This window comes from Heminiphilus faecis (genome assembly GCF_008728965.1).
Classification (GTDB): domain Bacteria; phylum Bacteroidota; class Bacteroidia; order Bacteroidales; family Muribaculaceae; genus Muribaculum; species Muribaculum faecis.
Genome location: NZ_VSMC01000003.1, coordinates 51,879 through 75,889, shown reverse-complemented (window position 1 = coordinate 75,889; position 24,011 = coordinate 51,879). Strand labels below are relative to the sequence as shown.

At 46.0% G+C, this 24,011-nt stretch carries 21 protein-coding genes and 1 CRISPR repeat array; of the genes, 6 read left to right on the top strand and 15 right to left on the bottom strand.

What is annotated here, in order from left to right:
- Window positions 1-14: 14 nt before the first annotated feature.
- From FW767_RS02250 to FW767_RS02220, 7 genes are all read right to left on the bottom strand, one after another.
- Window positions 15-1,568: a DUF6850 family outer membrane beta-barrel protein gene (locus FW767_RS02250; RefSeq protein ID WP_121698132.1), complete on the bottom strand. Its 1,554-nt coding sequence runs from the start codon at window positions 1,566-1,568 to the stop codon at window positions 15-17.
- 27 nt (window positions 1,569-1,595) lie between these two features.
- Window positions 1,596-2,858, bottom strand: a complete 1,263-nt coding sequence (locus FW767_RS02245; RefSeq protein WP_121698133.1) for a DUF4876 domain-containing protein — start codon at window positions 2,856-2,858, stop codon at window positions 1,596-1,598.
- Window positions 2,859-2,870: 12 nt separating this feature from the next.
- Entirely contained in the window at window positions 2,871-5,693 is a 2,823-nt protein-coding gene (locus tag FW767_RS02240) for a TonB-dependent receptor (protein WP_150980314.1), read from the bottom strand.
- 343 nt (window positions 5,694-6,036) lie between these two features.
- Window positions 6,037-6,672 (bottom strand): crossover junction endodeoxyribonuclease RuvC, encoded by a 636-nt coding sequence (gene ruvC / locus FW767_RS02235; RefSeq protein WP_121698135.1) that lies wholly within the window; start codon window positions 6,670-6,672, stop codon window positions 6,037-6,039.
- A complete protein-coding gene (locus FW767_RS02230; protein WP_205523782.1) occupies window positions 6,618-6,896 on the bottom strand; it encodes a DUF4286 family protein in 279 nt (92 codons plus the stop codon). Before FW767_RS02230 ends, ruvC begins: the two co-directional genes overlap by 55 nt.
- Window positions 6,897-6,916: 20 nt before the next feature.
- The gene (locus FW767_RS02225) at window positions 6,917-7,471 is read right to left on the bottom strand and encodes a CD225/dispanin family protein (protein WP_121698137.1); all 555 of its coding nucleotides are present in this window, start codon (window positions 7,469-7,471) and stop codon (window positions 6,917-6,919) included.
- A 50-nt stretch (window positions 7,472-7,521) separates the two neighbouring features.
- Window positions 7,522-8,289 (bottom strand): glycosyltransferase family 2 protein, encoded by a 768-nt coding sequence (locus tag FW767_RS02220; protein ID WP_121698138.1) that lies wholly within the window; start codon window positions 8,287-8,289, stop codon window positions 7,522-7,524.
- A gap of 323 nt (window positions 8,290-8,612) precedes the next feature.
- Here FW767_RS02220 and cas9 point away from each other — a divergent pair, with 323 nt between their 5' ends.
- The 4 genes from cas9 (at window position 8,613) to FW767_RS02200 (ending at window position 15,609) form a co-directional block, all read left to right on the top strand.
- A complete protein-coding gene (gene cas9 / locus FW767_RS02215) occupies window positions 8,613-12,359 on the top strand; it encodes a type II CRISPR RNA-guided endonuclease Cas9 (RefSeq protein ID WP_121698139.1) in 3,747 nt (1,248 codons plus the stop codon).
- 2 nt (window positions 12,360-12,361) lie between these two features.
- Window positions 12,362-13,261, top strand: a complete 900-nt coding sequence (cas1, locus tag FW767_RS02210) for a type II CRISPR-associated endonuclease Cas1 (RefSeq protein ID WP_121698140.1) — start codon at window positions 12,362-12,364, stop codon at window positions 13,259-13,261.
- Between the two features lie 2 nt (window positions 13,262-13,263).
- Entirely contained in the window at window positions 13,264-13,596 is a 333-nt protein-coding gene (cas2, locus tag FW767_RS02205; protein ID WP_121698146.1) for a CRISPR-associated endonuclease Cas2, read from the top strand.
- A gap of 106 nt (window positions 13,597-13,702) precedes the next feature.
- Window positions 13,703-14,981: a CRISPR direct-repeat array (repeat unit 47 nt; unit sequence GCTGTATCCTATAGTACAAAAGTAATAAAAAGTAAGCAAATTACAAC).
- Between the two features lie 403 nt (window positions 14,982-15,384).
- Window positions 15,385-15,609 (top strand): fibronectin type III-like domain-contianing protein, encoded by a 225-nt coding sequence (locus tag FW767_RS02200; RefSeq protein ID WP_121698147.1) that lies wholly within the window; start codon window positions 15,385-15,387, stop codon window positions 15,607-15,609.
- 24 nt (window positions 15,610-15,633) lie between these two features.
- Here FW767_RS02200 and FW767_RS02195 read toward each other — a convergent pair whose 3' ends face one another.
- Window positions 15,634-16,305 carry a hypothetical protein gene (locus FW767_RS02195; protein WP_121698148.1) on the bottom strand — a complete coding sequence of 224 codons (672 nt, stop codon included), beginning with the start codon at window positions 16,303-16,305 and terminating at the stop codon, window positions 15,634-15,636.
- Between the two features lie 141 nt (window positions 16,306-16,446).
- Between FW767_RS02195 and FW767_RS02190 the strand changes: the two genes are divergently transcribed.
- Window positions 16,447-16,824: a hypothetical protein gene (locus FW767_RS02190; RefSeq protein WP_121698149.1), complete on the top strand. Its 378-nt coding sequence runs from the start codon at window positions 16,447-16,449 to the stop codon at window positions 16,822-16,824.
- A 253-nt stretch (window positions 16,825-17,077) separates the two neighbouring features.
- On the top strand, window positions 17,078-17,551 hold the full coding sequence (locus FW767_RS02185; RefSeq protein ID WP_205523781.1) for an META domain-containing protein: 474 nt from the start codon (window positions 17,078-17,080) through the stop codon (window positions 17,549-17,551).
- Between the two features lie 18 nt (window positions 17,552-17,569).
- On the opposite strand, the gene FW767_RS02180 is transcribed toward FW767_RS02185, so the two are convergent.
- The 7 genes from FW767_RS02180 to rsxC all read right to left on the bottom strand — a co-directional run bounded on the left by FW767_RS02180 (window position 17,570) and on the right by rsxC (window position 24,011).
- Complete coding sequence (locus FW767_RS02180; protein WP_121698151.1) at window positions 17,570-18,802, bottom strand: acyloxyacyl hydrolase; 1,233 nt, start codon at window positions 18,800-18,802, stop codon at window positions 17,570-17,572.
- Complete coding sequence (locus FW767_RS02175) at window positions 18,789-19,805, bottom strand: hypothetical protein (protein WP_121698152.1); 1,017 nt, start codon at window positions 19,803-19,805, stop codon at window positions 18,789-18,791. Before FW767_RS02175 ends, FW767_RS02180 begins: the two co-directional genes overlap by 14 nt.
- A gap of 117 nt (window positions 19,806-19,922) precedes the next feature.
- The gene (locus FW767_RS02170) at window positions 19,923-20,501 is read right to left on the bottom strand and encodes an electron transport complex protein RnfA (RefSeq protein WP_121698230.1); all 579 of its coding nucleotides are present in this window, start codon (window positions 20,499-20,501) and stop codon (window positions 19,923-19,925) included.
- A complete protein-coding gene (gene rsxE, locus FW767_RS02165) occupies window positions 20,501-21,094 on the bottom strand; it encodes an electron transport complex subunit RsxE (protein ID WP_121698153.1) in 594 nt (197 codons plus the stop codon). The genes FW767_RS02170 and rsxE overlap by 1 nt, the downstream gene beginning before the upstream one ends.
- Entirely contained in the window at window positions 21,087-21,698 is a 612-nt protein-coding gene (locus FW767_RS02160; protein WP_121698154.1) for an RnfABCDGE type electron transport complex subunit G, read from the bottom strand. Before FW767_RS02160 ends, rsxE begins: the two co-directional genes overlap by 8 nt.
- Window positions 21,695-22,651: an RnfABCDGE type electron transport complex subunit D gene (locus FW767_RS02155; RefSeq protein WP_121698155.1), complete on the bottom strand. Its 957-nt coding sequence runs from the start codon at window positions 22,649-22,651 to the stop codon at window positions 21,695-21,697. Before FW767_RS02155 ends, FW767_RS02160 begins: the two co-directional genes overlap by 4 nt.
- A 4-nt stretch (window positions 22,652-22,655) precedes the next feature.
- A complete protein-coding gene (gene rsxC / locus FW767_RS02150; RefSeq protein WP_121698156.1) occupies window positions 22,656-24,011 on the bottom strand; it encodes an electron transport complex subunit RsxC in 1,356 nt (451 codons plus the stop codon).

Here is a 24,011-nt window from a genome sequence, read left to right as displayed (position 1 = left end):
TGTGATTTAGATGGTTAGAAATTTATTCCAATGGAGAACAGCACGTTGTTACGGTGATTGAAGATGTCGCCTGAAGCTTTTGTGTAGCTGAACGCCGCGCGTGCAAAGAAATTCATATTCTGTGTGCTGCTGAACTGCTGCGAGTATTCAGCCGATGCTCCGAGACGGTAATAGTCGGTGGTCATATAGGCTTCATCCATACCGGTGAGGTCAGTGACGGTGGGATATTCGGGATTGGCTCCTCCGTATACGTATTGGCCTGACAGATTATTATTGTATCCTCCGTTGAGGCTCACAAGCATACGGCGGCGCAACTGATTGCCGAGTTTGGCGTTGTATCGTGCTGCAAGATGCATATACAGGTTTTCAGAATCCATTGATGATGCCGGCAGAATGTATTTATCGTCCTGCTTCACGTAGTCTATTCCGGCATCCACACGCCAAGCATATTCGGTGTCGCGGTTGCGCAGTAGCGAGTAGTCGGCTGACAAGCGGGTCGTCTTATAGGTCGAGCGTATGGAGCGGTATATGTCAACCCATCCCTGAAACGAATCGGAGTTGTCGTAGGTGCTCACATACTGTATGCCGTCCATGTCGCGGAATTTACCTTTTAATGTCAGGAAATTGCTCCAGTTTCTACCGGTAAGATGAGCTGTCAGGGCAGCGTCCCAGATATGGTCGTTGACTGAGGCATCTTTCTTTGGCACAGTGGGGTTACGGTCAAAATTCTCTACACGGCGAGAGTAGTCGACACTTGCGAGCAGGTTGAAGCCTTGGACACGGTAGTTGTACTGCAGACCTCCACCGAGTTTTGTGCCGTGATAATCAAGACGTTCACCGTCGCCTATCTGCTGCGAAGCCACTCCGAGCCCGTATAGTATGTAGTAGGTCTGTGCTACTGTCACGTTCACGTTTGTCATGCGTGAGTCTTCTTTAAGCGTACAGAACTGGAAGTCGGCTCCGACGCTGTTGTGGTTGTCAATCTTGTAAACCACACCGGGATTGATGTCGAGCTGGAAGTAGCGGGTGTCGACACGCGGGTCAAGCTGCTTGGCGGCGAGCGAAGCCTTGTATACACCCTCTATACCGATGGCGAGGCGGTCCCAATAGAAGGGAGTTCCTACACGGAATTTCATGTCATAATACTGGTTGCGCCAGTTGCTAAGATGAGTGTCGGCCATGAAGTACGGCATACCGCGGTATGGGTCGGTTATCGATGCGTTGAACGACGCATCGTTGATGTTGCGCTGCTCGAAGTTGAATTCGCCCCATGCATATGCGCTGTTCAGGTTGAGGAAGCCTTCGCAACCGACCGATAAGCTTTTCTCCTCGGCACCTTGCTGCGGGCGGTGGAAGTCGCCTTTTGTCATGCCGTAGCCTATGTTGACGAGTGAATAATTCTGCAGATTGTCGAGTGCCGCTCCGGCTGCGTTTGACGAATGAAACCACAGTTTCTGTTCTTTCAGCAACTCAAGCGAGGCCGAGGTGTAGCCTTGTGCCGATACATGTGCCGAAGTCGCGCCTATAAGTATAGCGAGCGCGCCCGCTTTATATATGAAGTTACTCATTTTATTCAGTGATTTAAACTAAGTTACTTATTTGAGAGTGTGATTCCATGCCGGCATCTTGGAGTGGCGGTGAAGCACCGGAGTGACACCTGCTTCGAAGTCGTCGGTTGTGTTGTTGCTGTCCTGATATAGTATGGCGCCGTTGGCTCCATGTCCGTCACCGTCGAGTTTGCGTGTTATGGACTTGCTCAGATAAGCGCCTTCTATGGTTGCAAAACCTGCGTCAAGTACAGCGGGTATATTTTTAGCGTCAACGTACGATGCATTGCGGATACATTCCACAGCATCCACTACATAAGAGACGGGGACTTTCGCCGATATGCCTGACCATTCATTGGCGGCGTTCTTGGCCTGAAGCGACATGTTGTTGACAGGATCCCATACCTCGTCCTCGGGAATACGGAAGATGACATATCCCGTGCCGAACACCGATGTAAGATACTGCATGCCGGTCATTGTAGAGTTGCCGTCGTAGAATACGTGAACCATATCTTCTGCCGGCTGGTCGGGATAGTTGACATTGTTCATGTTAAACTCAAATTCGGCGCTCGAGCAGTCAACAGGCGAAGTGGGATTGTAGATCTCCAACTTGTGGTTGGCGGCAAATTGGGCGATTACACATGACTCTCCGGGTTGCAGGGGATAGTCGGTGCCGTTGCCGGGCACTTTCCATACACGCTCGACATAGATATACTTGTCGCCGTCTTCGCTCGGCCATACGGGGCGCACTTTGTCGAAGTCGATAGTCTCGAGATGGGCAAAGTGAAGTCCGTCAAGATACTGCACCTCGGTGGTATTGTTGGCGATTTCGTAGAACTGGTCGCGGAAGTATGAGAATGCATTTTCAGGCTTGGAGCCGCAGTAATATATTTCCGAGAATACAAGACTGCCTTTTACCGACCCTTTTACGTCGATGATTATGGGCGAGTTTTCGATAAGCGATTTGTTGACGAGATTGCCTGCTACGATAAACTCCTGCCCATCGGCATCATAACCGTGACCTGATATAAGGATGGTATAGATACCGGGCACTACGTTCTCGATTTTGGTCGAGGAGCCGGTAAAGTTTTGCTCGTAATGCAGACCTTCAATATAGTTATCCATCTTGACGGTCATATCGCCGAACGTTATGCCGCCGTCAGCACGGCCGTCGGTGGCTATAAGCGAGTTTAGATCTATGTCTATGGTAAGTCCGTCGACTGTGGGTGAGTCAGACGCTTCATTGAACTGCCCGCATGAAGCAAGCGTCAATGTCAGAAATGCTGATGCTATATATTTTATAATCTTCATGATTCAATATTTTTAAAGAGTCAATGCAAGTTCTATACCGAAGTAGAAGCGATTATTAAGCAAGACGAAGGAACCGGGATATCGCTTTGATTCATGCCGGGGATAGCTGCGGAACATGTTGTTGGCGAAGAACGATACACGCATCATGTCGCCGATTTCCTTTGTTACATTGATGTTGAAGCAGAAGTAGGGACTGTAGCTCTCCTTTACTTCCAGCGGATGAGCCACGTTGGTTTTAAGCAGATGGTTGAGCCCGGCGTCCTTTACATCCTGCACGGTGTTGAAGAGGCCCTCTTCGAAGAATACGGGCTTGGCGTCCTGCAGGGACAGGTATCCGATGGGAATTGTGTCGTTGCCGTATTTACCCCAGTTGGCATCTTTCCATACGGTCTGGGCAGTGAGTGTCACTACGAAACCTATGCTCGGGATGTTGTGGGTGACGCGCAATGCTGTTGAGAAGCGGTCGCTGTAAGAGTGAAGCGTGCCCGGGGCATAGATGGCCACATCGGTTCGCTTGTCGGCTGTTTTATCATTATTAGGCTCATAGAAGGTATATGAACTGTTATTGCTCTTATCGCGTATATATAAACCGTTAAGCGATATGCTGGTGTTGATTTTTTCGATACGTCCGAAGTTGAAGTCAAATTCTATACCTTTTGATGTGTAGTTTATGCAGTTGTCAGGCGTGAACCACGAAGACAATACTGAGTTACTTGACTTGAGTTCGAGTTGGCCGTCGGCATTGCGCTTGTACTCATCCCACATAAACGGCATGAATGTATCTAAAGTCTTGTTGAGTGAATAGCCGTTTTTAAGCTGTTCACGGAATGCGGTGACAGAGAATGTCATCTGGCCTAATTTCATGTCGATACCCGCTTCTGCTTTTCGGTTGGAGGCTATTTTCAGATTTTTGTTTGATACATCGTATACTTTGGTAGTTGTGATGAAGAGTTGTTCTTCTTCAGGTATTTTTGAACTTCCGATTTCATCAAGATTCTTGTACTCGAAGTAGGCCTGTTCAGGATGCAGGTATAACAGTGTCGGCATTTTGGCGGTCACACCGTAACCACCGCGTATCCATAGTTTATTAGGTATCAATTCAAACGAACCGTTGAAGCGGGGCGATACAATGCCGCCTACCTCCGATGCATGGTCGTAACGTACACCGGCCTGAAGGCGCAGTTCGCGTAGTCCGAGCTGCCATGTGAAGTTTTCTTCGGCAAATACACCGACCTGATTTATAAACGGTATGTCGCTGTAATCGCGCGGACGGTATGAGCCGTTGGCAGAAGTAACTTCACGCTCGGGCGGTGCCGTGGGATCCCAAATTTTACCGTGACCTACATTGCCGTCGGTACGGAAGTCGGCGCCGAAAAGTATGCGGTTGTTGACCATACCTGTCTGCTTGAACAGTGTACCTACCACTTTGGCAAATACGTTTACTTCACGTGAATCGATATTATAGCGTGAGAAGTAGTTGGCAGGTAGCTTATAGCTGAATTTGTCTTTGTCTATATCGGAGAAATTCGTGATTTTGTTGCCTTCGGCATCGAAGATATCCTGACCGGCGAAATTGGACAGAACGGTGCCGTCGGTGGTGGTCATTGAGTATGGTGTATTGTTGGACACCATCATTTCCTGATGGAATGATTTCTTCAAGGCGTAGGTACCTGACACTACATAACGGAGTGATTTCAGCCAACCTTTGTTGATGTTCCACGTACCGTTGGTGTTGAGGTTGAAATTATATTCCTCTCCGCGGGACGCGCGTTTGGAAGCCTCGTCATCGGGGTTTAGGTCGCGGGCATCCTTTCCGTAATAGAAGTTGAACGATGTGTTGCTGTTGAAATTGCGCCATAATTGCTTGGAGTACATCGTTCTGGCCGATATGCGCTGATATGTCCTGTAGGACTCCACAGGATCGTTGGTATTGTGAGCGTAGTCGGCGTTGACGTTGAGCGCTCCGCGGTTTTCACCGAGGAGAAAGCCGGTGCCGATCGAACCCATATATACTTTCGGATTGGCCTTGGCCGTAATGCGTAGAGGTTCGCGTCCGGCTTTGGAATTTATAATTACAGCACCGGATGTAAGATCGCCGTGCTCTACCGAGGGTATGCCCCGGATAACTTCGATCGACTCGATATTGTCGGTGGAGACAGTACGCATGTCAATACCGGTAGTTGCCGAAACACCTCCGCCTGTAGCTGTCGTTTTGCCTGCTATGGTGGGGTTTATGGTCGACAGGTTGGCATTGTTGGATAGCGGTGCGCCGTCGCGTATAATAGCGGTACCGAGTGAGTTCATTGAGCCTGAACCGCGTATGTTAGCGGTTTTGGCTGCGCTGAGGTTCGGTTCCGTTGACAATTGCCCCGGCAACAGCGACATGACATCGCTGAGGCTTGTAGCCTGCATGTGGTCCATGGCTGTGCGGCCGATGATTGATGATGTTGACTGCCCTGCTTTTGATGCCTGAGCCGTAACTGTCACTTCCTTGATGCGGAAGTTCTCGTTTTCAAGGGTGAAGTCGAGGACAGTGTTGGCGGTCAGATTGACAGTCTTTTCTACCGGAAGTTTACCTACATAGGTGATTGTGAGCAGTGTCTTGCCCTTGGGTACTCCGCTGAACTCGTAGTATCCACCGATGCGTGATGCCGTGGACATGCCGTAGTCTGGCAGTGCTATTACTGCATACTCTAAGGGTATGGAGTCGGAATTATCTCTTTCGAAGATTGTTCCCGACAGCTTCACCGTGTTGTGATGGGCGTGCTGATGTTGCGCTGTCACTGTCAACACGGAAAAAGCGATTGCAATTAGTAATGAAAGCAGCTTTTTCATACGTTAATGAAATGTGAATGGTTGATAAATTTGCAATTTGTTGTGGTTTGCCAACATTTGCTAACAAAATATTATATAATCTGTCGTAAAGATATAATAAATGTATTAATACTTATTAACTATCTCATTCGTTTTAGCGTTTTTTAACACAAACGGACGTAATTAACTTAATACAGATATCTTCTTTTATAAATACATTATAAAATAATTGTCATTTTGTTGTCACCAAACAATGATATGCAAAATTAGGAATTAGCAACTGCGATGGCAATAGCATCAATCAAGTAAAATGACGAGGTGTCAGTTATGTTTTCTAATTGGTATTAGGTATTATATGGATAGGCTACTTGACGCGTCCGGGATTTTTTGCAATAAATTCTTTCCATGAACGGGGCCCTTTCGCTATGTCGGGCTTGGACGACTCGTAGAAGTGACACAAAGCTGCGCCGAGGGCGTCGGTGGCATCAAGTTCGGGCAATAGATTTTCGCGAGGTATATCAAGTATGCGGCGTAACATTTCCTGTACCTGCTCCTTGGCGGCACCTCCGTTGCCTGTTATTGCCATCTTTATTTTGCGGGGTTCGTATTCGGTGATTGATATGTCGCGGTTTATGGCAGCCGCCATAGCCACTCCTTGCGCACGTCCGAGTTTAAGCATGGACTGTACATTCTTTCCGAAGAATGGGGCTTCGATGGCCATCTCGTCGGGAAGGTATTGTTCCAATATGCCGGTGACGCGTTTGAATATATGACCGAGCCGCAGGTAATGCGACTCAAATTTGTTTAGTTTTATTACCCCCATGGTTATCATGGCCGGCTTGCCGCGTTTTACACCGAGCACACCGTAGCCCATGACATTGGTGCCGGGATCGATGCCGATGATTATGCGTTCCCAATCGCGGAGCGATTCGTTACGAAAGGCGCTCACGGAGCTACCTCCTCCATGATTGTAGTGAAGTACATGACTTTGTCGGCCCATATGGAGGACATTTCGGCCAGCTTGACGGGTTGTTGACATTCAAGCCACTGTTCGGTTGCCTCCACGGAAGCACTTTTAAGTTGTACGGCATAGCCCGTCCCTCCTTCCATATCGGCGAGTATGCGCATGAAAAGAGGGTCGGATAGGCCGCAGTCGACATTGGCGTACGGTATGTAAGTGTTTAATATCCACTTCTTGAAGTCGGGTTCAACTTCGTACGCCACATGAAAAGTAGTATTTATAATCATTCCAAATTGCCTGATACGGCTGCAAATACCATTAAGCCGATATAAATTATGCCTACAACGAATCCGGATATGGCTCCGATTATGGTCCAGCGTTTGGCGTTTGCCGATGATTTTTCAGCTTCATCATAGCGTCCGGCGCTCCACTGACTGTTGACATTGGCAGCGTTAATTATACCTACTATACCGAACGGCAGACAGCACAGCAAGGTGACGAGGATAGACTCGACGAGCCAGCTTTTAGGAGGAGCCATGTAGTTTTGCTGGGGTTGCTGAAGGGGTTGCTGATACGGCTGCTGGTAGGGAGGGGGAGGAGGACATAACGAAGTCGTATTTTCGTTAGGTAGCTGTGGTATGGCCGTTTCGCGATATGCGTCGGCCTGTGTGGTAGGTGCTGCAAGAGCTTCTTTTATTTCATACACACTGTCAGCACGGACCCAAGTTTCATATCCTTCAGCCCATACAAGGTCAGAGCCTTTAAGACCGCGGGCCACGAGTTGGCTTATCTCGAAAGGCCCCACCGGTTTTTCGTTTTCTGCTACGTAAAATTTCATAATACAATGTATTTTGTTTAATTATATAATTATTGTCTTAATGAAGAATGTCATTCAAGGCTGTTCAGCGCGGAGCGCTCTTTACGACGCTGTCTGATGAAGCGTGGAATAAATGCGACATGCCTCGCTATTGTCGGTATCCATCCGTAGTAGTAGCCCATGATGCGCATGCGCTCTATCAGCGAGGCACGGCGGTTGGCTGTCGTAGTGCCTTCGTTGAGGTAGTCGATGATGGTGGCTGGTATATAGACGTTGCGGCGTGAACGCTGCAGACATCTGATGCACCACTCGTAGTCGGCCGAGTACCGGTATTTCAAGTCATAATGCTGGGCCAGTCTGCGATTGACGATGAATGCCTGATGGCATACTACCATACCGTCGGCAAAACTTTTGAGTGTAAGCCGGTCGGGTGCGGTGAGATGACGCGGAGCTATATAGCGACGTTGGCTGTCCACAAGGTCGGTCTGACCATATACTATGCCGGGGAAGTCATAGTCCATTATGGTTTTTGCTATTTTATCCAGAGTGTCGGCGCTATGGAATGTGTCGCCCGCATTAAGAAATATCAGGTATTCGCCGGTAGCAATGTCTATAGCCTTGTTCATGGCGTCATATATGCCCGTGTCCTTGCTTGAGGATATCTTGGCTTGCGGTATGCCTGCATCGATAGCAAGTTTCAGGGTCTTGTCTTTTGACACGCCGTCCATCACGATGTACTCATACAAGCTACATGTCTGCTCCCGCACGCTTTCAAGCGTCGGTGGCAATGTCGATTCGGCATTGTACGTGACAGTTATTATGGAAAACAACGGAGACATTACTGCTTAAGCGATAGATGTTCTTAATGCAAATATACATACAATTCGACTAAAAAACCAAAGACCGTGCAAAATTTAGCGAAATATTTTACATATATAAATTAATACCGATTGAATTTGCATAAATAATAATGCTTGCATATATTTGCAAATGCGGAAGGTATTCTTCTGCGTAGGCCATAAAAACGCATAGTCATAAAAAAAGAAAGAGGGCTTTAGGCCCCCGTTCCAAATGTTTTCACAACGGAATAATCCTTATTGTGATTTGCTTACTTTTATGATGCAAATATAAGGAAAAAATATAAACTTGCAAATTTTTTCATATGGAAAAAGCGCTGAATAATAATATTAGAGTTATTTTGGGATTGGATCTCGGAGTAGGGTCGATTGGATGGGCACTTATCGAAGTGGATGACGCCGACAAGCCTGTACGTATTGTTGATACTGGAGTAAGGGTCATACCATTGACAACCGAGCAATCGGACGGTTTTGTCAAAGGCAACGGTAAAAGTGTGAATCAGGGCCGTACCGAGTGCAGGACAATACGCAAAGGCTACGACCGCTATCAGTCGCGGCGAGCCGATTTAAAAGAGGATATTTCCGGACTGGGTATGGACTATGGTACCGAACTGGTGGCTTTGCCTCCGTTGACGTTATGGAAATTGAGAGCTGATGCGGCTACTCCCGGATGTCGTCTTGCCTTGCCTGAAATAGGGCGTGTGTTGATGCACATAAATCAGAAAAGAGGGTATAAACATGCCAAATCGGACTTGGGCGACCGCAAGCAGACTGAATATGTGGCTTCCGTCAATAAGCGGTATAAAGACATACAGGATGCCGGAATGACTGTCGGGCAGGCTATATATGCACGTCTTGAGGCATCGGCTGTGACGGGTGAGAACGGTAAGGTGCAGTGCACTTACAAGGCTAAGGGTGAGGTGTTTCCTCGCGCGGCTTATGAAGCGGAGTTCGATGCTGTGATGAAGGCACAGCAGCCGTTTTATGAAGATGTGCTGACCGATGAGGCGATAGCGCGGTTGCGCAATATAATCTTCTATCAGCGGCCGCTGAAGTCGTGCAAGCATCTTGTGTCTATATGCGATTTTGAAAAGCGACCTTATGTCGGCGCACAGGGCAGTATCGTTTATTCCGGTCCTAAAGTGGCGCCGCGCACCTCTCCTTTGGCGCAACTATGTGCCATATGGGAGTCGGTCAATAATATCGTTCTGAAAAGTCGTCGTAATACATCTACCGGTGCGCTGTTTGATACCGAGGCTGAAGGACGCTATGAACTGTCGATTGACGAAAAACGCGATATCGTGGCGTTTATGAACACTCATGAAAAGTTGACCGTGACCGAGCTGTTGAAAATACTCGGATTGAGTAAAAAACATGGCTTCTCGGCCGGAGAGGCGGTAGGGAAAGGGCTCAAAGGCAATACTACTTACTGCCGGCTGAAGAAAGCGCTCGGCAATTATAGCGGTGCTGAAGACTTGCTGAGGTTTGAAGTCCATAATGTCGATACCGGCAATGTCGATGAGGAAACCGGCGAGATAATACTCGAGACGAGCAATGACCTCATGGAGCAGCCTCTGTATAAACTGTGGCATACGGTATATTCTATCAACGACAAGGAGGAGTTGCGTTCTGCACTTGCCAAGAAGTTTGGCATAGATGACGATGAGGTAGTGGAGCGGTTGTATGCCATTGACTTTACCAAAGACGGCTTTGCCAATAAGTCGGCGCGATTCATGCGCAGGTTGTTGCCTTATCTTCAGCAGGGACGTATGTACAGCGAGGCATGTACATATATTAATGTGAATCACTCCAATAGCCTTACGTCGGAGGAGAAGCTGCGACGCGAGCTTAAAAACCGTCTTGAGCCGCTGAAGAAGAATGAACTTCGTCAGCCTGTTGTGGAAAAGATATTGAACCAGATGATAAATCTGGTCAATGCCGTGTTTGACCGTTACGGACATGTAGATGAAGTAAGGGTGGAACTCGCTCGCGAGCTGAAGCGAAGCAAGGATGAGCGAAACAAAATGTGGTCTGATAACACCAAGCGAGAGCGTGAAAATAAACAGTATGCTGAACGGATATTGGAAAATAGTATCGCTCCCTCGAAGAACAGGATCAAGAAGTATCGCATGTGGGAGGAGTCGGGCAAGCTGTGTATGTATTGCGGACAGCCTGTCAACTTCAAGGAGTTTGGAGAGGGCAACGGCGCCGAGATTGAGCATATATTGCCGAAGTCGGTATTTTTCGACAACAGTTTCTCCAATTTGGTGTGTGCGTGCCGCAAGTGCAATCAGGACAAGGGCAACATGACTGCATTTGATTACGTAAAGAAGATGCTGCCCGATAAGTTCGACAGTTACGTGGAGAAAGTCGAGGAACTGTATGAGAATCATAAAATATCCAAGACGAAGCACGACCGTCTGCTTATGTCGCATACCGATATACCGGAGGATTTCCTTAACCGCGATCTGCGCGAGACACAATACATATCCAAGAAGGCTAAGGAATTGCTGTTTTCGGTCGTGCGCGATGTCACTGTAACCACCGGTTCGGTTACAGACTTTTTCAGACATGTCTGGGGCTATGATGAAATACTGCATAATCTCAATCTGGAAATATATAAAAGGAGTGACCGCACTCAGATGATGGAATATATCCACAACGGTCAGCGACATGTCGAGGAGCGTATAACTGATTGGTCAAAGCGTCTTGATCATCGTCATCATGCCATTGACGCGTTGACTGTGGCTTTGATGAAGCCTGCCTATATAAACCGGCTGAACCGTCTTAATACTGAACGTGACAGGATGTATGAGGAACTGAAAGAACAGTCGCCGGAGTATCGGCGTAAACATTCGCTACTTGAGGACTGGAGTGCGCGGCAACCTCATTTTTCAGTCAATGAAGTAATGGAAGCGGTCAAGCGCATAGCTGTGTCGTTAAAGGCAGGTAAGAAAGTCGTCACGCCGGGCAAGCGGTTGGTTTATAAAAACGGTAAACGCGTGGTAAAGCAGACCGGTATTCTTGTGCCGCGTGGTGCGTTGACAAAAGAGAGCGTATATGGTAAAATAAAGGTGCTTGAACGAAACAGGCCATTGAAGCAGTTACTCATTTCGCCTGAAGAGATTGTGGATGCTGCTGTACGAGATATCATTATTGATGCGCTCAAACAGAACGGCAATGACCAGAAAAAGACGCTTAATTATTTGAAAAAGCATCCTGTCGTGGTCAATGGCCGGGAAGTTAAGGCTGCTGATTGTTATACCGAACGTTTTGTTATAAAGACCGATATAAAGACTCTTAAATGCAAGGATGTCGAGTCGATAGTAGATGAAGGAGTTAAGCGTGCCGTGCGCCGACGCATGGAGGAGTGTGGCAACAATGATTCTGCGTTTCAGAAAAGTCTTGTCGACCGGCCTGTATATGTAGATAAAAACAACAGATATCCGGTGTATACGGTGAGATTGTTTGACAGTTGGAGAGCCGATGCTGTTGCTCCGGTAAGAAAAGACCTGTCGGGCCGTCCTATCGGTTATGCCGCTAAACGGAATAATCATCATGTGGCCCTTTATAAGTCTTCCGGTGGAGAGATTCACGAAATCGTTGTGCCGTTTTGGGATGCTGTATTGCGGTGCCGTTACAACTTGCCTATAGTCATTGAGACCCCTGATGATGTATGGGATGACATTGCAGGGCGTAGTGACGAGATACCTGAAGAGGTCCTTGCCACTTTGCCGCAGCCCGGTTGGAAGTTGTTTATGTCGATGCAACAAAATGAGATGTTTATTCTTGGGCTTACAGATGAGGAGTTTATGGACGCTATATCGGAGGATAATAAAGCGTTGCTTACGGCCCATTTGTACCGGGTGCAGAAGCTTGCTACAGTAAACTATTATTTCAGACTTCATACACAGACTACTGTCGATGCAAAAAATGAATTAGTTGATAAGGAATCTCGAATGTTGTATGTCGTACAAAGCATGAAGACACTGTCTCTATTAAACCCTATAAAGGTGAGAATTAATTACTTAGGCGAAATTATTCCGATATAAATATGATAAAGCGTACGTTATATTTCGGCAACAGGGCTTACCTGTCGTTGGAGAACCGGCAGATGGTTATCTCTAAATTTGATGATGACAATAAGCCGGTGAAGGTGACGCGCCCGATCGAGGACATTGGAGTTGTCGTTATTGACTGCCCTATGGTGACTATAACCTCGGGATTGATGGAAGCCCTGTTGGAAAATAACTGCGCTGTCATAACTTGTGACAAAAGCCATATGCCGGTAGGGTTGATGTTGCCATTGTACGGCAACTCGACCCAAAACGAGCGTTTTAGAGACCAGCTTGATGCGAGCCTCCCGTTGAAGAAGCAGCTGTGGCAGCAGACTGTATCGCAGAAAATAGCCAATCAGTCGGCTATATTAAAGCACATCGGCATCGAATGCGGCAATATGATGGCATGGTCACGTTCGGTGAAAAGCGGCGATATCGACAATCTGGAAGGTCGGGCGGCGGCATATTATTGGCGTAACATATTTCCCGATTATCCCGACTTTACCCGAGGTCGTGAGGGGGCGCCTCCTAATGCCTTGCTCAATTACGGGTATGCCATACTGCGTGCCGTCGTGGCACGTGCATTGGTGTCGAGCGGCATGCTTCCTACGCTCGGTATTCATCATCATAATCGCTACAATGCCTATTGCCTTGCCGATGACATTATGGAGCCGTATCGGCCTTATGTGGACGAGCTTGTCCTTGACATGCTTAAATCGGGTTATAACGACTTTCTTGATAAAGAGGCAAAAGCCCGGTTGCTGTCAGTCCCCACGCTGGATGTGGTAATCGGGGGACGCCGTAGGCCGTTGATGATAGCGGTCACCGAAACGACGGCTTCATTATATAAGTGTTTTAGCGGTGAATGTCGTAAGATATCTTATCCCGAACGTTGATTGTGGATCGTCTTAGTGAATATCGCATCATGTGGGTATTGGTGTTTTTTGATCTGCCTACCGAGACGAAACGTCAGCGCAAAGAATATGCTAAATTCCGTAAGCTGTTGATATGCGACGGATTCACCATGTTTCAGTTTTCAATATATTTGCGTCACTGTCCGTCGAAAGAAAATGCCGATGTTCATATACGCAGGGTCAAGAGTTTCTTGCCCCCGCATGGAAAAGTCGGAATACTTTGTATAACCGATAAGCAGTTCGGCAACATTGAGCTTTTTCAAAGCGCTGCTCCTTATGATGCCGACTCTCCAACACAGCAGTTGGAGCTGTTCTGATGACAAAAAGTCTGTAAGAATAAAAAACAAGCTCTTTTTAAGAGCTTGTTTTTTATTTCTAAATAGCTGTGCTAAACCTTGACCATTAGGTATTTGCGCCGATTGTGCTGTATCCTATAGTACAAAAGTAATAAAAAGTAAGCAAATTACAACCTGAACCTTCATGGTGTAACGAAGTTCCTGGCTGTATCCTATAGTACAAAAGTAATAAAAAGTAAGCAAATTACAACTAATTGTTATGATGAACATAAATCCCGATTGCTGTATCCTATAGTACAAAAGTAATAAAAAGTAAGCAAATTACAACTGTTACGTTTGACAACGGCCTGGAAGTCGGGCTGTATCCTATAGTACAAAAGTAATAAAAAGTAAGCAAATTACAACTAGACAACTATTTTTAATGTTTCACTTTAAGCTGTATCCTATAGTACAAAAGTAATAAAAAGTAAGCAAATTACAACCCGCCACCTTATGTATTAACCCTCACCATCGCTGTATCCTATAGTACAAAAGTAATAAAAAGTAAGCAAATTACAACGCAGGAACTTTTTTAATCTTTCGCACGAGCGCTGTATCCTATAGTACAAAAGTAATAAAAAGTAAGCAAATTACAACTCAAGCGACCTCTGTTCTGCTAAGCCGGAAGCTGTATCCTATAGTACAAAAGTAATAAAAAGTAAGCAAATTACAACCAGAACGACTACAACACCCCGAAAAAACAGGCTGTATCCTATAGTACAAAAGTAATAAAAAGTAAGCAAATTACAACAAGCAGAAATATTAAACGCTTCCGAAAATGGCTGTATCCTATAGTACAAAAGTAATAAAAAGTAAGCAAATTACAACACAAGCGACCTCTGTTCTGCTAAGCCGGAAGCTGTATCCTATAGTACAAAAGTAATAAAAAGTAAGCAAATTACAACGACGAGGAACAATTCGACGCTCTGACCGCCGCTGTATCCTATAGTACAAAAGTAATAAAAAGTAAGCAAATTACAACTTCGCCGGTATCGTCATAAGACGGCAGCGAGCTGTATCCTATAGTACAAAAGTAATAAAAAGTAAGCAAATTACAACTGCATGATAGGCGCGACGGTCGCCTGCATGGCTGTATCCTATAGTACAAAAGTAATAAAAAGTAAGCAAATTACAACTTTCTTTCTAGTCTTTTTCGTGTTCAAAATGCTGTATCCTATAGTACAAAAGTAATAAAAAGTAAGCAAATTACAACACACCAACTGCCAGCTCGCGCAGCACCCGTGCTGTATCCTATAGTACAAAAGTAATAAAAAGTAAGCAAATTACAACATTTCAATCAATCCCATTGAGGCCACCTCGGCTGTATCCTATAGTACAAAAGTAATAAAAAGTAAGTAAATTGCAACTAATATATACATTTTACCATATGTCCGTCATTGCCTTGAATACATTAACAATCTTGCTCCTGACTGTGACAGCGCAACGTTGTCATTACAAGAATGTCTTAGAATCGAAATCTATAGATATGCAGTGAGATTTTTTATATCTTTGCAATATGAAAATATCAGACAACTTTATACGCAATCTTTTTACTGCTTGGGCAATTTTTTGCGCATTAGTTGTTTTTGTTTTTATTTTTATCGTCGCTTTGATTTGTTTCGGCATTATATGCTAAAAGTTGATAGATAGTGCATATTAACCTAATATGGGTCTTGAGAAATAATGCTGTAGTCTATAGTTCCGAGTAACAAAAATTAAGCAAATTACAACAGCTATACGACATTTGAATACTGGCTTAAGGGCTTGGAAATGTACAATAAAGTGGAACTGAATCCGTTGAATACCAAGAGCGTAAAATTCGAAATAATACCAAACGATCTGAAATTCTTTTATGACAAGGCTCACGGATGGATTGATGAACTGAGAGAATTCAAGGTTTATATCGGCTCGTCAAATACCGACATGAAATCGGCAGTAATTAGGTTGCAGTTATATTATAAACTGATTCATACAAAAGGGCAAAGGCTTGATTAGATTTGTTATGCCACTAATAAACCGTCAATGTCTATGGAAAGCTTCTCTGCCTTTCTTGGCCACCTTCAAGTAGACAGAAGTATTGTCGCCGGGAGGAGTATCTTCTTCAAGTGTAACTGTATAATAGACATAATCGTCTATATTGTGTTTCTCATGCCATTTCCGAGGTTCTACCCCTGAATCGCGCAGCCCGCAATACCAAATCATAGTGTCAATTTCACTGCCAATCTTAATTCCCGAAGAGTAAGCTATGATTGGAAATTCCTCATCACCGCCAGCAGTATAGGTTTCCAGAAGTATTTTATTTTTGTCGATATCCAATGTGTCGGAGAACATCGGCTGACCGGTAGCGGAATGTACACATTCCAATATCATTTTGCCGTCATTAGTAGGTACGGCCATGAAATCAAGCGTTTCCACGCTGTCGACCAGTACGAAATGAATAAAATCCTCCAGCATTTCCTTTTCGGCAAACTCCCCGTTGTGACAAGAAATTCGCTTAATTTTACCCCGTTTACCGTTAAATTCCCCCTTCATAGTGGCACTTATGCTCTGGACTCCCTTTATTCTAAGGTATTGCCGCATAATCTCTGGTAGCGACAGTGTCTTGTCGTTATATTCCATCTTAATCTGCTGGGCACGCACATCAACAATGCAGATAAACGCAATTAAAAATGCGATGAATGACTTCTTCATATTTCTATATATAAATTTTCACGAGGCTATTTCAAGCTATACAAAGATACGGAATATTTCGCTTTATCGCTTCTTTATAAAATCATAATTACTACTTGCCTAACTGGGCGTAAAATACTATTTTTACAAAAAAAAGTACATATGAATAATCTTGCGAAAATAACAATATTATTGATTGTTGTTCTAAGCAGTTCCGCTTTTTTTGCTCAGACAACAAGTAATAAGATAATCAGCAGTGTAGATACATTAGATATAAATGTATCACAGGATTCTTTACCTATGGACACAATAAAGCAATACACATTGGCCGTAAATGGAAATATAGATTCATTTAAAGCTGAACATAGTGCTATCGATACTGCCTTATATCGGTCAATAATGTTATGTCGGGACAGTATTTGCGATAATTTAAAGAAACCATATAATAACGATGTTTTTAAATTGAAATATAATCCATTCAAGGAAAAGATGAAAGAACCATGGATAGGTGAGGTTTTTAAAGAAATTTTTTTGAGATAATTAAGTCATATATTTGTCACTTTTATTATGTCAGACATCTTAATCGAAACATGTTCTTAAGAACATGTTATGTATAATATATAAACATGTCATGAGAAAAATTAGTATTTAATGCCATCGTTGCGGTATCGTTTATGTCGGTTGAGGTGCAATAAAAATTTGTCGCGATTTTGTGCCGGTTCCAATAATTGTTATTAGCTTTGTGCCCTGTTAACAAAAAAGAATGTTTAACTTATATAAAACACAATTAAAGATGAAACAAATTCTTACTGTCGTCGCAGCTACGGCGCTTACGCTTTCTTCATGCGGGAGCAAAAACAATTCACAAAGTGCAGATACAGTAAACGATACAATTGCGGAAGCAGAAGTTGTCTATTCATTGCTCGGCAAGTGGAATATAGAAAATATCGTGGTTAACGATGCTGTTTCGGTAAGGCCTGACTCAATCGACGCATATTTTGATTTTAAAAACGATTCGGCCTATGTCGTAGCGACCGGTTGCAATTCCATTCAGGGCGGCTACGCTCTTGTAGGCGACTCGATCAAGTGGGGCAATTCGCTCAAGACTACAATGCTTTGCCCCGACAATATGGCTGTTGAGGATATTTTGACACAGGTACTTCCCAATGTTGTTGTCGTTGATTTTGAAAATGATACTGTAGCACGGTTAAATACCTCTGTTCCCAATCAATACATAGTGCTGTCCAAAGAGCAGTCAAAGCAATAAGCAACTAACTGCTTATCGCTATCGCTTGTCGTGGAAGCGGTAGCCGAAACCGATCATTAGATTATTGGGATTCTTGAAGCTGTTTAGCTGATAGCCTATATGCAGAAATGCCTGTGGCATTATATGTACTTTCAACGCAAGTATCTGATAGAAATTACGGTTTTCATGACATGCTATGAAGTTGCGTCCTATGCCCATGTTGATTGAAAATATGGGCATTACAAGTTCACCGCGTATCGAGACTCCGGCGCTGATACAATCCTTGAACGGTTGCCGGCGAAATTTTATATTTTCGTCATGGGTTCCTTCAATCCAGTATTTGGAGAGATTGGAACCCTCGTCATATTGTATGTCGGCCGACAGACCCGCACGGAAGTAGCGGTTGAAGTTGTACATAGGTGCGAAGTTTATGCCGGCCACAGCGAAGTGTCCCGGCACCATTTCTGTCTCATACGTTTCTACCGCACGCTTGCGGGCTGCTCCGTATACGACCATGTCATAGCTTATATGGGGCTTCATGCATGCGGCTGTATCGGGCATGGCATAGTTCCTGCGTTCAGGTACTGTGTTGAGTGTGTAAACGACACCGACTCTACCTCCGATTGAATTTACTCCGGGGTTGGGCCACGATGTGTTGCCGTTGGAGTAGTGCGACATGTCTATGCCTGCCGTCAGGTTAATCCGTTTCGATATTCGATATTTAAGCATGAGGCCGAGATTGATGTAGGCATTTACTTTAGAGCCTACCACCAGATTTACGTGAGGGAGTTCGGGATCATATTTCTTCCACCCGAATGTCGCTCCGAAATTCCATTCGTAGTTTAACGACAGTCTGTCAGATAGATGCACTATAGGAGCGCCCTGAAATATATAAAGGCCAATGGGATTTCCTATACGGTCGCTGTTGAAAAATGAAGTATAACCGATGCCTATGCCTTGATATGCCTCAGGATACATGCGGCCGAGTTTGGTTGCGTCCGAGAAACTGAACGACCACTTCATGTGGGCCGACAGTGCGGTGTGCATTTCGCCGGGACGTTCGCCGTCGTCGTAACTGTATGTCGTCGCATTTCGCGATGATGCCACATATGACGGACGCACGTCTGCTCCGATGTGGTGTATTAGCTTTGGCGATACCGTGCATGTGTCATTTTGTGCGGCATATGACGTTATCGCTGAAAAAATCAGTATTGACGCTATAATTTTTCGGCACATAGATGCCAAAACACGCGGTATGTTATTCTTCTTCATAAGGTATATCTATCCATTTAAGATTAAACAAGAAAGGCTGAGATACCCCCACTGTAAACGCGATGTCTATTTCCCTTCCCGACAAGGTGTTGACTGCGCGTATATTGCCGTAGGCCCGGGCTATGCCGAAGTCGGTCCTAAGTATGGCCTGCTTTGAGGAATACGGCTCTACTTCCGTGCTATAAGTCTTGTTGAATTCGGGGTCAAGCGGGTCCATTTTTATCGTTTCAGTAGAAAACCTGACCTTTATACCGTGAAACCCCGGCATGTATATGCCGTCTACTTCGTCTATAAGCGGATAGGTGGGAATTTCTACCTCCGGCATTTCTTCGGTAAATTCTATCGAGCGTTTGTCAATATTAAATAGCACTTGCATGGGCCTGTTTTTACCCGGGGTCACTTTCGTGTATGAAGTGTTGGGAGTGCTGTTTATATACGTAAGTACAGGCGACGTTATAGACCGGGTCTCAAAGTCAATGCCTCTGTCGGAATTGTAGGTTATATCGGTTATGCGGTATAATGACGGTTGGGCCGGACTGATGCTGAATGTGATGTCATCTATCTTGTATTCATATTCAAGTTCTATATGTCCGGTCATACTAATGCCGTATGGATTGTCAAGTTCTGTCAGTGTTATCTCATTGCCGTTCAGTTCCACTTTAAACGACAGGTCATCCTCAGTGGTGACCTCGACATATTTAGTCTGAATATAAGATGCTGTCCTATCTATTATGGGTATGGTATAACCTTCGCTCTCACGCACTACTTTTCCGTCGGCGCTATAATATACCTGATGTGTAAAATCATATGGCGTATTTACATTAAGAGCGGTAAGAAGGTCGGTCTGAAACGTTAACGATGCCGTGGCTCCGCTGCCGTCAAGCGTGAGCTTTTCGGCCGAAGGCTTGGTGTCATCGATAAATACATCGTCGTTGCATGCTGCAATGACTGTCGATAATGCGCAGAGCAACAAGAACTTGAATGGTGCGTGTACTATATTCATGTCAAGGCAATAATGAATGGTTTATGCCTCACAAAGATAGTCAATAGAATTACCTTGTTTATCGTATTTGTTTTATTTTGATTTTTTTTTAACAAATATTTTGATTTAAGCCTGCAATTAGCCTACCGATATACCGGCAAAGCCCATGAATGCCATTGCGAGAAGCCCGGCGCAGATAAGGGCTATGGGGATGCCACGCATCGGTGACGGTACTTCGGTAAGTGCGAGCCGTTCGCGTATACCGGCAAAAAGTACCAGTGCAAGTGTGAAGCCCAAAGCGGTAGCTACCGCATAGACCAGTGACTCACCCAGCGAAAGGCCTTTCTGCGTCACAAGTATGGCTACTCCGAGTACGGCGCAGTTGGTAGTTATAAGCGGCAAAAAAACGCCGAGCGCACTATACAGTGCTGGCGCTATTTTCTTGAGTATTATCTCGAGCATCTGTACAAGTGCGGCTATTACAAGTATAAACAATATGGTTTGCATGTAGCCAAGTCCGAATACATCAAGCACATACTTCTGAAGCAACCATGTCACACAGGTCGCGAGGGCCATGACAAAAGTTACGGCGGCTCCCATACCGGCCGCTGAACTTAGTTTTTTCGACACTCCAAGAAACGGACATATGCCGAGAAACTGGGCAAAAACAATATTATTGACAAATATTGCGGTTATTATTATGGATATGTATGTGATCATGACTTATTGCGGTTACGTACATGGTTTATTATGGCGATGAGAAACCCCAGCGCTATGAAAGCTCCCGGTGCGAGTACGAATACGAGCGACCCGTATGTTTCGGGAAATATGCGTGCGCCAAACACAGTGCCGGTGCCGAGCAGTTCGCGTATGCTGCCGAGCAGTGTCAGCGCTACGGTGAAGCCGCATCCTATGCCTATGCCGTCAAAGACCGAGTCGATGACCGAGTGGCGCGAGGCATAAGCCTCGGCGCGTCCGAGAAGTATGCAGTTAACGACGATGAGCGGTATGAATATGCCGAGGCTTTCGTTGAGAGAGGGCAGGTAGGCCTGCATGAACATCTGAAGCAGAGTGACAAAGGTGGCTATGACCACTATGTAGGCCGGTATGCGTACCTTGTCGGGCACCATATTCTTTATTGCTGATATAGCGGCGTTTGAGCACACAAGCACTCCCGAGGTGGCCAGACCCATGGAGAGTCCAGTTATGGCGGAGCCTGTTGTGCCGAGTGTGGGACACATGCCGAGCAACAGCACAAATGTCGGATTTTCGGTAACAAGACCGTTGTATATGATGCGCAGTTTATTCATTAGATACCGTTTTTTCAGTTTTGTAATATACAAAAGCGTCATAACATTCGCGCAGGGTAGACAGAAATGCCCGCGACGAAATTGTGGCGGCTGTTATGGCATCGATTTCTCCACCGGGGTCCTTGGTGACATACATTGATGTCCTTGCGGGATTCTTGCCTATGACTGACCTGCGGCCCATATCCGTGCGAAACCATTCGTTCATTTTAGCGCCGAGACCCGGTGTCTCGGCATGTGACAGCACTTCGTAACCGGTGATATCGCCAGCTGCATTGAAGCCGTACATAATGCGTACTTCACCAGAGAATCCGTTAAGCGAATAACCTTCTACTGCCGCACCTGCAAAGGTGTTGCCTTTGTATGCCGGAAATATCATAAAAGGCTCCGAGCCGGCCATAGGAGTCCACGTGACCTTTTGTGAGGTGGGGTCGTTGTCAAATTCCGGCAATACCGCCCGTATGGCTTCGACTTGCTTGCGTTGCGCCGCTTCTGCTATAGGTGCGGCGGTTATCTCATGCACCCAAGCGAGCAATGCCCCGGCCACTATCGTGATAACTCCGAGCGATACAGTCATGTATGTAAGGGTTGAGGGTAGCTTTTTCATGACTTCGACCTCCTTTCTCCGAATTTACGTGGTTTTATATATCGGTCTATGAGCGGTACGAAACCGTTCATGAGCAGTATGGCAAAAGATACTCCTTCCGGGTAAGCCCCCCAGCGGCGTATTATGACTGTTATCAGGCCTATCATGACGCCGAATATAAGCATGCCCTTTTTCGACATGGGTGAGGTGACATAATCGGTTGCCATAAAGCACGCCCCGAGCATCAGACCGCCTGAGAGGAGTTCTACCGCGAGATTGCCTCCTATACAGAGGGTAAACAGGGCAACAGTGCCGAGTATTGATACCGGTATATGCCAAGTTATGACTTTCATGCACAACAGATATATGAAGCCTATGAGCAGTGCTATCGCACTCACTTCGCCAAGTGAGCCGCCTATGGCACCGGTTGCGCTGGCCAATATGTCAATTGACGCGGAGTCTGCCTCGCCGAGTTTCAGTATGCCCAGTGTGGTGGCTCCTGTGACTGCGTCGAAGTATTCGCTGCGGTTTACCAACGGCAGTGGCCAAGATGTCATCTGTACGGGAAAAGATATGAGCAGAAATACGCGTCCAACAAGAGCCGGGTTCCATATATTGCAGCCGAGGCCTCCGAATGCCATTTTTCCGATGCCGATAGCCACGACCGAACCGATGATTACCGCCCATACCGGCAGATTGGACGGCAGATTGAACGCGAGCAGGAGTCCTGTCAGTATGGCGCTGCCGTCAGCGAGTGTCGACGGTCGCCGAAGCATCCATCGGTTTATTATGTATTCTGTGGCTGCACATGCCGCTATTGATGTGGCTATGACTATTAACGCGCCTATTCCGAAGAAATACAGTGCGCATGCGGCGGCCGGGAGCAGTGCTATCGTCACATGGCGCATGCAGCCCGCGACGGTGCGCTTTGTATGAATATGCGGCGATGCCGAAACGGTAAGCAGTTGTGCCATACATTTATTTTTTTGACTGTCGGTCTCGTATTATGCTGCCGACGGTGGTTTTACCTAATCTTATATAATCTAGTATGGGACGGGACGATGGACATGAATAGCTGCAGCATCCACACTCGATACAGTTGATGATTTTGTCGTCTTCCGCTTCATCCCACATTTTATGACGTGATAATGTGGCGAGTCGATAGGGTTCAAGCCCCATCGGGCATGCGTCGACACAGGCTGCACACCGTATGCAGGGCTGTACGGCATCACGATGCGATTTGTCATAGGGCAACATAAGTATGCCTGACACACCTTTTATGGTAGGGGCGTCGAGCGATACCACCGCGCGGCCCATCATGGGGCCGCCGAGTATTATTTTACCTGTGTCGGCCGGTACTCCGCCGGCTATGTCCACGAGGTCCGCTATATTCATACCTATAGGTACGTTATAATTGCCCGGTCGTTTTACCGATGGTCCTGTTACGGTTATTATACGTTCGATGAGCGGTTTGCCGAGATACACGGCTTCGTATACGGCATATGCCGTAGCCACGTTATGTACTATGACTCCGGCGGCTATCGGCAGGGCTCCTGATGGTACTTCCCGGCCTGTTACAGCCTTGATAAGTTGTTTTTCACTTCCTTGAGGATATTTTACATCAAGGGCTGCAACCGATATTGAGGGATCGCCGGTTGTAAGCTTTTCGAAAAGCTTTATGGCGTCATCCTTGTTGCGTTCTATACCTATCACGGCTCGGTCTGTTCCGGCCGCTTTCATAAGCAGTTTTATTCCGTCGAGTATCTTTTGGGGAGCGGCTAGCATCAGAGCATGGTCGTTGGTTAGATACGGTTCGCACTCCACACCGTTGATAAGAAGCATGTCGGCGTTCATTCCGGATGGAGGCGACAGCTTCACTTTTGTGGGAAATGCCGCCCCGCCGAGGCCCACTATTCCGGCATTGTCTATTATTTCCACAATATCTTTATCAGACAGTGATGCCACTTCTTTGGCCGTACGCAGCGTTTCTCTTCCGGCTATGGATGCCATGTCACCGGCATGGTCTTCGTCATCAGCTACTATGGTTACTGTGTCGGCAGCATAGCCAAATGCCGTTTTCCATTTGTCCAAGCGTGTCACTGTACCCGATATCGGTGTGTGCACGTTGGCCGATACAAAGCCTGATGCCTTTGCTATCAGATCGCCGCGTTTCACATGCTCGCCTTTGCTACGGCAACAAACGGCCATGGCTCCGATATGTTGTGAGAATGTCACTACAACCTCTCTCGGGAGCTCTACTTCTATTATATGGCACGAAGCTGTAATCTTATTTTCGGGAGGATGCACGCCTCCTTTATGAAATGTATGTGACAT

Bases quoted from the DNA above. Each gene is read 5' to 3' on its own strand.
- FW767_RS02250 (WP_121698132.1), bottom strand. From the start codon at position 1,568: ATGAGTAACTTCATATATAAAGCGGGCGCGCTCGCTATACTTATAGGC.
- FW767_RS02245 (WP_121698133.1), bottom strand. From the start codon at position 2,858: ATGAAGATTATAAAATATATAGCATCAGCATTTCTGACATTGACGCTT.
- FW767_RS02240 (WP_150980314.1), bottom strand. From the start codon at position 5,693: ATGAAAAAGCTGCTTTCATTACTAATTGCAATCGCTTTTTCCGTGTTG.
- ruvC (WP_121698135.1), bottom strand. From the start codon at position 6,672: ATGGGCCGACAAAGTCATGTACTTCACTACAATCATGGAGGAGGTAGC.
- FW767_RS02225 (WP_121698137.1), bottom strand. From the start codon at position 7,471: ATGAAATTTTACGTAGCAGAAAACGAAAAACCGGTGGGGCCTTTCGAG.
- FW767_RS02220 (WP_121698138.1), bottom strand. From the start codon at position 8,289: ATGTCTCCGTTGTTTTCCATAATAACTGTCACGTACAATGCCGAATCG.
- cas9 (WP_121698139.1), top strand. From the start codon at position 8,613: ATGGAAAAAGCGCTGAATAATAATATTAGAGTTATTTTGGGATTGGAT.
- cas1 (WP_121698140.1), top strand. From the start codon at position 12,362: ATGATAAAGCGTACGTTATATTTCGGCAACAGGGCTTACCTGTCGTTG.
- FW767_RS02200 (WP_121698147.1), top strand. From the start codon at position 15,385: ATGTACAATAAAGTGGAACTGAATCCGTTGAATACCAAGAGCGTAAAA.
- FW767_RS02195 (WP_121698148.1), bottom strand. From the start codon at position 16,305: ATGAAGAAGTCATTCATCGCATTTTTAATTGCGTTTATCTGCATTGTT.
- FW767_RS02190 (WP_121698149.1), top strand. From the start codon at position 16,447: ATGAATAATCTTGCGAAAATAACAATATTATTGATTGTTGTTCTAAGC.
- FW767_RS02185 (WP_205523781.1), top strand. From the start codon at position 17,078: ATGAAACAAATTCTTACTGTCGTCGCAGCTACGGCGCTTACGCTTTCT.
- FW767_RS02180 (WP_121698151.1), bottom strand. From the start codon at position 18,802: ATGAAGAAGAATAACATACCGCGTGTTTTGGCATCTATGTGCCGAAAA.
- FW767_RS02175 (WP_121698152.1), bottom strand. From the start codon at position 19,805: ATGAATATAGTACACGCACCATTCAAGTTCTTGTTGCTCTGCGCATTA.
- rsxE (WP_121698153.1), bottom strand. From the start codon at position 21,094: ATGAATAAACTGCGCATCATATACAACGGTCTTGTTACCGAAAATCCG.
- FW767_RS02160 (WP_121698154.1), bottom strand. From the start codon at position 21,698: ATGAAAAAGCTACCCTCAACCCTTACATACATGACTGTATCGCTCGGA.
- FW767_RS02155 (WP_121698155.1), bottom strand. From the start codon at position 22,651: ATGGCACAACTGCTTACCGTTTCGGCATCGCCGCATATTCATACAAAG.
- rsxC (WP_121698156.1), bottom strand. From the start codon at position 24,011: ATGTCACATACATTTCATAAAGGAGGCGTGCATCCTCCCGAAAATAAG.